Genomic DNA, 10,159 nt, shown 5'->3' with positions numbered 1-10,159 from the left:
AAAATATCAATGGATGCACTGCGAGTTGCTCTAATTATTCAAGGAGTGAATGAAGCGTCTTACGCGCTACGGGGGACGAGGCAAGAGCTTAAGGAACTGGCGAAAGTTGCGAACGGAGAAGCTATTGCGCTTGAGAAATCTTTGAAGACATGGCACAAACTTGCTTTGGCGTCCGCAACAATGATTGCCACATCCCAACTATTATCAGGGAAAATAGAACGGCTTACGGTGGATTATCTTGAGTTTGACCAGGCGATACATGATGTGGGGACAGTGATGCCGTTAACAGAAGAGGTTTTGAGAGAAATTGCCAAACGGTTAGAAGAGGCATCCCGTGCGACAAAGAACTATTATTCAATGGCGGAACTTGCGAGATATGCATTGTATGACCTGAGAAGTTCAGGTTTGAGTGTGGAGGAATCACTGGCCGCTCTAATTCCAACGCAAAAGCTGGCGATTGCGACACTTGGAGACCTAAACGAGACAGCGAGGTTGGTTGGCAGAGTATTAAACACATTTGGAAAATCGTGGGACATGAGTCCGGTAGAAAAAGCCAACAGGGTTTTCGTAGCGGCGAGCAACGCGGTAAAGAGGTTTCAATGGACGGGGCCGATATTGGCCGAATCGCTTGCATGGGCTACGGCGGCGGCCCAGTCGTTTAATGTGAAGTTTGAGGAGACGCTGGCGGTTTTGGGGATGCTCAACACAAAAGGGGTTGCAGCATCAAGGGCAGGCACGATGTTCACAGCGTTTTTGAGGGAATTGATTCAAGGCGCTGATAAACTTGGGATAAATATAACAAATGCACAGGGTCAACTGCTCTCATTAGCGGAGATACTTACAGAATTCAGGAAAAAGTATGGTGAGAAGTTGGATGTCAATGAGATAGCTGAGATACAGAGGGTTCTGGGAGAAGAGGGGTCGAGATTGATCCAGTTGCTTTATGGACAGGAAAGGGAATTGGTCGAGGCGACGAACAGTCTCGGCAACTACAATGATGCTTTGAAGATGGTGAAGACGAGGCTGGAAGGCGCAGAGGCGAGATTGAGGTCCATAGAGAACAGATGGAAAGATTTCCGGGCAGAAGTTGGTAAGCATGCTGCTCATATAGAATTGGATTTTAAGGCATTACTACTGGGATTAAGCGAGACCAAATTTGGGGAACAGATTGCAAGCTGGGGGATGGCTGTGGGTTTGTTCGTGTCAAAGTTGATGTTATTGAGCGGTAAGATAGGAGGACTCATCAGTTTATACAATATATGGCAGTTGAACAAGACGATTTCAGCGAAGCTTGCGATGTATGAAGCGGCGGCGGTGAGTGCCTCGGCCGGAGCGATGGCTGAGGACACGGCAGCGACGGCCGCGAACACGGCAGCGACGGAGACGAATACGGCAGCGACGATGGCTAATGCGGCGGCTCAGAGGACACAGGCGGCAGCAACTATGGCCTCGACGACAGCTACCGGAGGGTTGATGAGAGCGTTAAGTGGATTGGCTACAAAAGTGAGTGCATTGGGTCCTATTGCGCTCGGCGTTGGAGGTGCACTGTTTATATTGAAGAAAAGTTGGGATGCTTTGAGGGAAGCGTTTGAAAAGCCGTTGGACGAAAAAACCTTGAAACAGCTTGAGGAGTTGGGTGCACGGTTTGTGAGAATTACCAGTCCGGAATGGGTAAGATATGAGCTCATGGAAATTCGGCGGGAGAAGGCAGAAATAGAAGCAAGAATTTCTGAGCTATCCGAAGAACTTGCACGGATAAAAGAGCCAACGGAACAAGAGTTGATAGCGATGGAATTGGTGGGTTCACCCGGACTTTCCAAGGAAAGATACAAGGAGTTAAAAGAATACAAAAAATTGAAAGAAGAGATTGCGAAACTTGAGGAGCGAAAAGTTGTTTTAGCAACAAAAGAGAAGGAAGTCATTACAGATATAAGACATTCGGCTGAAAGGTTGTATCTTGCTGCACCACATTCAGGAGAAGCGGAACGGTATTTGAAAAAAGTGCATGAAGCTACCGGATTGGAAATAAAGATAGATTTCGAGGGATTGAAATCTGCTGAACCCAGGAGTGTGAGCGTGAATTTAGGGGGTGGAGAATTCGTTGGTTCATTTGCATCTGGCGGAGTAGTGCCAGAAACTGGATTTGCGCTGGTTCATAAGGGTGAGGTGATAGTGCCACCGGAGCGTATTAAAGAGATAACTGAGTCTGAGAGAGGATGGCGGGGCGATGTGAAGATACAGGTGGTCAATAACTTCTATACGACAGGCGAGCTATCAGCCAGTTCTGCTCGAAATATAGCTAAAGAGGTGGAAAGAGCACTTCGAGATGCCATGAGGAAAGCGAAGATGAAGCGGGGTGAATTGAGATGGTGAAACTTGGAGACTTAGTGTTCGAGCCTGTTCCTGAGAGTATAAAGATTACAGGAGAAAGTAAAGTTGTGGTGCATGAAATACCATTTGGGGATCCGGTTGTGCAACATTTAGGTAACAGCGCCAATGAGTTTGAAATAACTGGTATTTTCAGGCAAAACGCGTGGACATATAGGCAGAAGATAGAAGATATGAGGGTTCGAGGTGAGTCAATACCGTTCCAATGGGATGATTTTGTTACACAAGTTTATATATCTTCAACGGGTTGGGACACAATAAGACGAGGCGGTTTCAGATATAAGATAAAACTGGTCGAGGTAAAAAGAGAAGGGGTAGATGTGTGTTTTGTGCCACAGATGGCGACAGATATAACGAAGGCGATAGCAGAGGCGAAAAGTGTAAGGGCACAATTGCTTGCTGAACATTCTGCGGATCCGTTCGGAGAGATATACGCGGCTTTGACAAGGTTAATTATTGCAATGACAGAAGCTGTCAGTTTGATAAATGAGGTGTCGGATTGGGTTCATGCTCCACAAACTATACTGGATAAAGTAAAAGACACAGCATCTGTGATAATTGAGGAATGCGATGTTATAGAGAGATTTGTTTTGGGGATGACCGTGGATGCGCCTATGCGTTATGAGGGGCTTTATGAGGAAATATTGAAGTTGATACATTCTGAGAGAGACAGATATAAGGAACTTGTGAATCACATCAAAAGTTTGCCACCTACAATGAAAGAATACAGAGTGGTAGCAGGGGATACTCTCCAATCGATAGCGATCAAAGTTTATGGGACAGCGACGAGGTGGCAGGAGATAGCACTTGCTAACGGCATAATCGACCCTGCGGAGCTTGAACCGGGGATGGTGTTAAAAATACCATGAATCAATTTATCTTACCCAGCAGGAGATTTTTATAATCGGTTATTTTTTCCTCTAATTCTTTGCTCAATGGGATACCTTATGGGTCCCCAATAAATTTGGCCGGCCAAAAACTCCATGGAATCTTTCAACTCAAGGCGTTTGTAAGGTGCAACTTCAACAATATCTGTGATCCAAATTTCTGCTCCTTTGTTCATTGTTCACTTTCGCGGAAAACAATTTTTTCTTTTTCCAATTTGTTCAGTAATGTTTCTAACTGTTCAGCCTCCTCGTTCCATAATTCCATCATTTCCATGGTAAGGCTGTCCATTTCCAATGATTCAGGTTGGGTTATAGATAATTCGTCCAGGATAGATTTTATCTTTTTTCCGATAGCTTTTAATTTTTCAATTTCTTGAGGTGTAAATTTTATTTTTTTAACCTTTTGTGGTTTTACGGTATCGAGATTAAGGATTTCGCCGCGCTTTTTGGCCTCAAGCATGGGTTCAGTCTCATAGACAAGTCTAGTAGCTCGCCCCATAAAGAGGATAGTTTAATGTTTATTGACTGTCAATATTGAATAGAATAATAATATTAAAAAGGATTGAAAAATGGGGTGGGATTATGGAAAAGATTATGGAAGTTGTTCTTTATGTAAGTAGGCGATTAGAGAAGACCAGAGTAAAAGTTGGCAGGACCAGAATTATGAAAATTTTATATCTTGCAGATCTGATTGCAAAGTCCAAATTGGGCAGGACAATTACTAAGACAGAATACAGATATTACTTCTATGGCCCATATTCTCGTGAGGTGATAGATGCGATTATTAAACTGAAAAACGAGGGATATTTAACGGACAACACGGAGTTAACCAAATTTGGTCTTGCTCACGATTACAGACCTACGGAAAAAGCCTATAAAGCTCAGTTTGAACATCTCACAAAAGAGGAGGCAGAGATTCTGGACAGCGTAATAAGGAAGTTTGGACGGAATGAGTTGCTTCGACTGCTGGATGTGGTTTACGCGACCGAACCCATGAGGAAGGCATTTCCTGGAGAGGTGCTGAGGCTGTGAATGAAATAGATGGTAAAAAGGCATTTTTCATATGGGTTATTTTTGGAATCGTCGGTAATCCCAAAGTTAACATTTTTGTAGATTCGGATGAGAGAAAGAAGAATTTAATTCTTCATGGATTCCTTACAGATGTTGAACCTCCTATTCACAGAGAGAATACATTGGAAGGTGTTTTTTATGGTTTCGATGAAACAAGCGAGTTTGTTAGGATGGCGCTAAACCCCAGAAGGAGGGGGAAACTTCAGGATAAGGCCGATAGATATTTAGCGTCTGGTTTGATGAATGACCTTGGAGTGCGAGATTTTTACACCGAGGTAAAAGTTAGAATTGGTGACGAAGAGATTACGGACCTTGACCTGTATTTGCCGCAAAAGAAATTATGGGTGGAGTTTACCACGAAGGAGGAAGATGTTAATAGACATTTTTATGAGAAGGTAGGAAAACTTGCCACATTTGGAGATAGATATGAACTTTTTTATAAAAGTTTTGACCCTGAGAGTGGAAACCCGATCGAGAAGCGGTTGGAAGGGAAAGAAGTGGATAAGATGTTTTACATCTCGCTTTACCCTTTAAGAGAATTGGACATCACCTCAAAGTTCAGACTTTCCACATTTTACATAATCCCACCGCAATACAAAGATAAATTAACCCATGTAGTTATGGACCCAGAATTTGAGGAGAAACTTGGGGAAATCTACGAGAGATTGATAAAAAGATTGAAAGAATTTGGTATATGAGCGGCAAAATCCAAGAGATAAAATCCCCAACATGCTAAGGATCAGTGTAGAGAAAGTCGATATACTTGAAGTAAAATCCCTTACATTGGAACGAGAAAGCAATAAAGCGGATCATTTTGAAGCCGTTATACCAAATGCTAATAATCGATATTCTTTTGATATAAGGAGCATAGAAGACGAGCCCCTTAAATTTTATTGGGATGAAAAACTTATATTTACAGGCATCCTCGACCAGGTTACATATACGGTAGATGATGAAGGCGAAAGGATAAGGCTTGAGGGGCGAGGACTTCTGGCAAAATTGCAGGATGACACTGTGGAGGATGTTCTAAACGAAGTGAGTGGAAAGCCGGCCGGTGATATAGCTCGTAATTTGGCGGAAAGCGTTGGACTGGAGATTGGATGGATAGAAGCTGAGGATATTATAAAAGATTACAGCGGATTGACACCGGAATCGACGAAATACGAGTTGCTTGAGTTTTTACAATCAAAAACAGGGGCAATATTTTGGATTGATAGAGAAGGTAAGTTCAATTTTTTAAAGCCAAGGGATAAGGAGCCAAGAATTGAATTTATATATCCTGAGAAGTTACCTAAGAGGATAGAGATATATGAATCTAAGACCTTGACACTTAGTTTTAAAGTGAAAGTCATTGGATATGACCCTTGGCGGAAGCGGAAAATAGTGTGTGTGGCCGAATCACCTCAACGAAATCGGCCAAATTACAAACTTATAACAATTCGGGATTATTCTCTTCATACGAAAGAGGAAGTATGCAAGCGAGCAAAAGGACTTTTGAGACTGTATTCACTTGGTTTTGTGGTGTTGGAAGGTGAAATTCCCGGATTTCTGAAGGCAGATATAGGCGATGTTTTGCAACTTAAAGGAATGGATATGCCTGAGCGATACATTATCACCAAATTGACATTTGATCTAAGCTCAGATGAAGGGTTAGTTACAAGATTTAGAGCGGAGGTGCTGGATGTTGAACGGAAATGAATTAGGGGATGCTATCTGGCAGGCAATACAAGAGTTGCCAACAGATAGGCGAAATGAAAGGGAGTTGTGGAGAGCAATAGGTAGAGCAATTGTTAATTACTTATCAGAAAATGCGGAAGTTGTTCAAGTAGTGATTTCGCCCGGCATTCCAGTGCAGGTGAGTCCATCCGGGACAGGCACCACAACTGGACAGGGGATACAACAAGGAAGCGGGAGGTTGAGATAGTGTTTGAGATAGGTGTTGTGAGGGAAGTAGATGTGGAAAATTACAGAGTGAAAGTTGAATACATTTCAAGCGGGCTTGTAACCGACTGGATAAGAGTGGCTGCACTATACAGCGGGAATGGATATGGGCTTTTGATGATGCCAGATGTGGGGGACGAGGTTTTGGTGGCTAATGTTCACGGTGAATTTGTTGTTATAGGCCGTTTGTTTGGAGGAGATAGACCGCCATCCTGTGATGAGGGGGAGATGGTTCTGAAACACGCTTCCGGGACGGAAGTTCGTATAAAAAGGGACGGTGAGATAGAGATAAACATAAAAGATTCTGTGCAAGCGAGATTAAAGCCAACGGGTGAAATGGAAATCGAGGTTAACGGGGATGTGAAAATAACGGCTCAGGGGACAGCCGAAATAAAGGCGCCAGAGGTAAAGCTTGGGAATACAGCGATAGGTGGCGTCGTGACAGACAGGACATGGCCAACATGTCCGGTAACAGGTGCTCCCATCCTGGGGTCGCAAACAGTAAAAGCACAAAGCTAAAAATCTTTGGAGTTGAGAAGAGTTTCCACGCCCTGCCATCATGTTATACCTTCGGCAAATGATAATACTTAGAATTGAAACACTATGGGCGATTCCGTTAAGGATATGAGTCTGAGGGTCGAGAATGGAGATATCGGGATTATAGAAGGATGGGAGTGTATAGAGTGTTATGTAAATGACTCTATGAAATGCCCGCCGGGTGAAGTGCTTCTGCATCCTGAATGGGGTGTTGGACTTGAAGAATTCGTTGGGCAAGCACTAAATGAAGGTATGATTTCGGAATTAAAGAAAAGGGTGAAAGCTACATTGATAATCGGCGGCTTCAAGGATGTAGGCGTAACGGTCGAGCAAAGTGATAAACAAGTAGCGGTGCGGGTGGTAGCTGTTGTTAAAAATGTATATTTTGAAAATGTATATCCAATGGGTTGAAAGGTCCCCCCGGCACTTGTGGGAAGGGGACTGTCGCTGCCGCTGTGGTTCTTTAAGGGTGCGCCGTGGGCATAAGGTGCGACCTGGCGGAGCCACAGAGGGACGGTCCTTGGGACGCCTGCAGGTGCCGGGGTTTTCGCTTCTGTGAATCATGAAAACGGCAAGAGAGATCTATGAGGAGCTGAAAACAGCACTGCTGGCAAGGACGACCGACTTCACAAATTTCAATCCGGGTTCAAGGATAAGGTCATTGTTAGAGGCCATTGCTGTGAGGCTGGAAGAGATACAGTTTACGATTTCGGCTAATTATAGATCGCTTTTTATAACCACTGCGACAGGGGATGCCTTGACTTTGAGGGCAAAAGAACTTGGGGTTGAAAGGATGGATGGCGAGGACGATGAGCATTTGAGGAAAAGAGCTATTTTGGCATGGTATAAGCACAGCGGTGCAACTATAAACGGAATTAAAGCATGGTGTTTTGAAGTTGAAGGTGTGGAGGATGTGCAGGTCATTCCAAATGCGTTTGGATTAGGGACGGCCAAAGTTTTGATATGGAGCAGAGACGAGGATGGAAACTTAGTGCCTGCTTCGTCAGAATTGATTCAGGATGTTCAAAATATCTTGACGGAACGTGCTCCAATAGGTGTAATGCTCAAAGCAGTGGTTCCGGATGTGTATCCGATAGATGTTAATTGCGAAGTCAAGCCATTTTCAGTGTCATCTTCAGCCGAAGCTGCGATAAGGAATCACTTGAATTCATTGCCGCCGGGTCAGGATGTAATTTTGGCGAAACTTATTGCGATAGTGTTAGATGCAGGGGCAGAAGATGTTAGATTTATCTATCCAAGAGGAAATGTTGAAATTCCAGAGGATTCCAAGGTGACAGCAGGGCAAATACAAGTCTCACCGTGGGGATCACACTCCAAGGAGGCTCTTCTATGATCCGTGAGCTGCTGCCCGGGTTCCTGAAGGTTAAGATGGTTTTGGATATAGCAGATGCGATTGAAGATGTGATAGCTGATTTAATCAACTTTGCGAAAATACTGCCGTTCCGAACGCCGAACGGATCTCCTGAAGTGGAAGATTTGATGTTGGCAGCGGCTGATAGGGGATTGTTCCGATACCCAAATGAAACAGATGAAGCTTTCAGAGAGAGGCTTGCAAACTTTGGGATAGATGTGAGGCTTTGGGGAACGGAGTTGGGGTTGAGGAAAGAACTGGAATATGCCGGTTTTACGGTTGATTCGTTTATCGATTTTGGGAAAGACGACGATAGATGGATATTGCATGAAGCAAATGAGGAACAGGACAGGAGCGAAGACGAACTGAGCCATCTTTTCAATGACGAGGATGATGAGATGGAGTTTGAAGCTCAATATGGGCAAAATGTTCGTGCCACAAGGATATGGGAGGGCGATGAAAGGTTTATATTCTGGGTAAATGCACAAAATGGAGACATCAACCTTGCTAAAAACATCTTGAAGATGGTTAAACCCGCATTTACAAAAGCATATCTGACTTTAGGGGATATAACCTTGGAGGTAGAGTAATGAGCAAAGTTCACTTCTGGTCAGGGATGAAACCACGAGTCGGCGACATGGAGGAACTGCAGGATTATGCACATGAAAATGCAAACCAAAAATTTCGAGACACTTTTAAAGACGGAGTTCTAAAAGGCTATCTGGAGGAACTTGAGGTCTATGTCCCGGATCCGTCAAATCATGGAAGTGTAAAAGTTAAATCCGGGGCGGCTTATATCAACGGATTAAGAGTAGAAGTAAACGAGGAGCAAACGGTCAATTTGGATGAACCTGAGAATGAGCCCAATATCGTTTACATTAAGCATGTATATGTAGATGATGATTTCAGGCAACATCCCATAACTGGAGAAAGTTATCCGTGTCGCAAGATTGATTCGTATCAAATCGAGGCTGTGAGAGAATCACAATTTAACGGGGAAGGGCGACTTGCTCTTGCCAAAATAGGAGTTGACCAACAGGGGCAGTTATATGCTATCGATTTGAGGCAATATCTGAGACTCAAACCCGAAGTTTTAAGTGTGGAATACGATACCGAGCCACCATCGCCACCAACGATACAATCGGTCTCTACGGGGATAGAATCAGTTGCTGAGGGTAGAGTGGACAATTTACCACAATATGCTTGGGTAAGCGTGACATGGATACCTTCCAGCGACGATTTAGGAATAGCATATTACCGCATAGTATGGATGCCTCTGGATGAGAATTATCAACCATTGCCTGTGAAAAGGCGGGAGAGAACAGTGGCATTTAGGCAGTCTCCTATCAACACACATTATACATTTCATGGAATACCGCTTGGCGAGGTTGGAGCAGTTTATGTTCAGGCAGTAGATAAAAGAGGCAATGAATCCGAATGGGCAATATCAGAGCCGATAGTGGCGGGTGGAGATGAAAATTTGGACACAGCACCATCGATAAATTTGATCAGCCAAGAACTTGGCGTAAGGCTCAACATTACCCCTATGACAGAAGCAGCTGGATATGAAGTTTATGTAGATTATGACAACATTCCTTCTATAAACGGAGAAAAGCTATTCTATCGAGGACCCAGAACAGTTCACTTTATAAAGGCTAAGCCCGGAACGGTGGTGCATGTAAGGGTGCGTGCTTATAACAGGTCGGGACTTTATTCGCCTTTTACATCTTCATATGCGAGTGCGGGCGAAGCGAAGCTTATCGATGAAACATTCCAAGAGATACAATCTATGAAAGCAGAGATACTTGCAGCTCGCGGGAACATGGCTTCACTGCACGAGCGTATTGCTCGGATAGTGGATCCGTCTGGATTTCCTACGCCGGCTGTGGCCGTGAGGCAGGTTTCGTTCGACCTTCAGAGGTCGGTTGATTTTGATTTTGGAGCAGGAGCAAAGAAGGTTGTG

12 protein-coding genes are annotated in these 10,159 nt (G+C 44.0%); 11 read left to right on the top strand and 1 reads right to left on the bottom strand.

Annotation, left to right across the window (positions count from 1 at the left end; translation table 11 throughout):
* Window positions 1–2,373: phage tail tape measure protein (locus QI197_07420; protein ID MDK2373188.1), on the top strand; the 2,373-nt coding region annotated here is incomplete at its 5' end.
* Entirely contained in the window at window positions 2,367–3,257 is an 891-nt protein-coding gene (locus tag QI197_07415; GenBank protein ID MDK2373187.1) for a LysM peptidoglycan-binding domain-containing protein, read from the top strand. The genes QI197_07420 and QI197_07415, both read left to right, overlap by 7 nt.
* 190 nt (window positions 3,258–3,447) lie before the next feature.
* Here QI197_07415 and QI197_07410 read toward each other — a convergent pair whose 3' ends face one another.
* A complete protein-coding gene (locus tag QI197_07410) occupies window positions 3,448–3,735 on the bottom strand; it encodes a hypothetical protein (GenBank protein ID MDK2373186.1) in 288 nt (95 codons plus the stop codon).
* Between the two features lie 122 nt (window positions 3,736–3,857).
* On the opposite strand from QI197_07410, the gene QI197_07405 reads away from it, so the two are divergent.
* The 9 genes from QI197_07405 to QI197_07365 all read left to right on the top strand — a co-directional run.
* On the top strand, window positions 3,858–4,307 hold the full coding sequence (locus QI197_07405; protein ID MDK2373185.1) for a Panacea domain-containing protein: 450 nt from the start codon (window positions 3,858–3,860) through the stop codon (window positions 4,305–4,307).
* On the top strand, window positions 4,304–5,044 hold the full coding sequence (locus QI197_07400) for a hypothetical protein (GenBank protein MDK2373184.1): 741 nt from the start codon (window positions 4,304–4,306) through the stop codon (window positions 5,042–5,044). Before QI197_07405 ends, QI197_07400 begins: the two co-directional genes overlap by 4 nt.
* Complete coding sequence (locus tag QI197_07395; GenBank protein ID MDK2373183.1) at window positions 5,034–6,044, top strand: hypothetical protein; 1,011 nt, start codon at window positions 5,034–5,036, stop codon at window positions 6,042–6,044. The genes QI197_07400 and QI197_07395 overlap by 11 nt, the downstream gene beginning before the upstream one ends.
* Window positions 6,031–6,270 carry a hypothetical protein gene (locus tag QI197_07390; protein ID MDK2373182.1) on the top strand — a complete coding sequence of 80 codons (240 nt, stop codon included), beginning with the start codon at window positions 6,031–6,033 and terminating at the stop codon, window positions 6,268–6,270. Before QI197_07395 ends, QI197_07390 begins: the two co-directional genes overlap by 14 nt.
* Window positions 6,270–6,806 carry a phage baseplate assembly protein V gene (locus tag QI197_07385; GenBank protein ID MDK2373181.1) on the top strand — a complete coding sequence of 179 codons (537 nt, stop codon included), beginning with the start codon at window positions 6,270–6,272 and terminating at the stop codon, window positions 6,804–6,806. The genes QI197_07390 and QI197_07385 overlap by 1 nt, the downstream gene beginning before the upstream one ends.
* An 84-nt stretch (window positions 6,807–6,890) precedes the next feature.
* Entirely contained in the window at window positions 6,891–7,235 is a 345-nt protein-coding gene (locus tag QI197_07380; protein ID MDK2373180.1) for a hypothetical protein, read from the top strand.
* Window positions 7,236–7,386: 151 nt separating this feature from the next.
* Window positions 7,387–8,178, top strand: a complete 792-nt coding sequence (locus tag QI197_07375; protein ID MDK2373179.1) for a baseplate J/gp47 family protein — start codon at window positions 7,387–7,389, stop codon at window positions 8,176–8,178.
* Window positions 8,175–8,786: a hypothetical protein gene (locus QI197_07370; protein MDK2373178.1), complete on the top strand. Its 612-nt coding sequence runs from the start codon at window positions 8,175–8,177 to the stop codon at window positions 8,784–8,786. Before QI197_07375 ends, QI197_07370 begins: the two co-directional genes overlap by 4 nt.
* Window positions 8,786–10,159 (top strand): hypothetical protein (locus QI197_07365; protein ID MDK2373177.1); only part of this gene is annotated, 1,374 nt, incomplete at its 3' end. The genes QI197_07370 and QI197_07365, both read left to right, overlap by 1 nt.

The sequence above is a fragment of the Thermoproteota archaeon genome, assembly GCA_030130125.1.
Classification (GTDB): Archaea; Korarchaeota; Korarchaeia; order Korarchaeales; family Korarchaeaceae; genus Korarchaeum.
The sequence above is the reverse complement of the archived record's forward strand: the minus strand, read 5'-3'. Positions and strand labels throughout refer to the sequence as shown.

Excerpts from the sequence above, each read along its gene's own strand:
- QI197_07415 (MDK2373187.1), top strand. The coding sequence starts at position 2,367 with ATGGTGAAACTTGGAGACTTAGTGTTCGAGCCTGTTCCTGAGAGTATA.
- QI197_07410 (MDK2373186.1), bottom strand. The coding sequence starts at position 3,735 with ATGCTTGAGGCCAAAAAGCGCGGCGAAATCCTTAATCTCGATACCGTA.
- QI197_07405 (MDK2373185.1), top strand. The coding sequence starts at position 3,858 with ATGGAAAAGATTATGGAAGTTGTTCTTTATGTAAGTAGGCGATTAGAG.
- QI197_07380 (MDK2373180.1), top strand. The coding sequence starts at position 6,891 with ATGGGCGATTCCGTTAAGGATATGAGTCTGAGGGTCGAGAATGGAGAT.
- QI197_07375 (MDK2373179.1), top strand. The coding sequence starts at position 7,387 with ATGAAAACGGCAAGAGAGATCTATGAGGAGCTGAAAACAGCACTGCTG.
- QI197_07370 (MDK2373178.1), top strand. The coding sequence starts at position 8,175 with ATGATCCGTGAGCTGCTGCCCGGGTTCCTGAAGGTTAAGATGGTTTTG.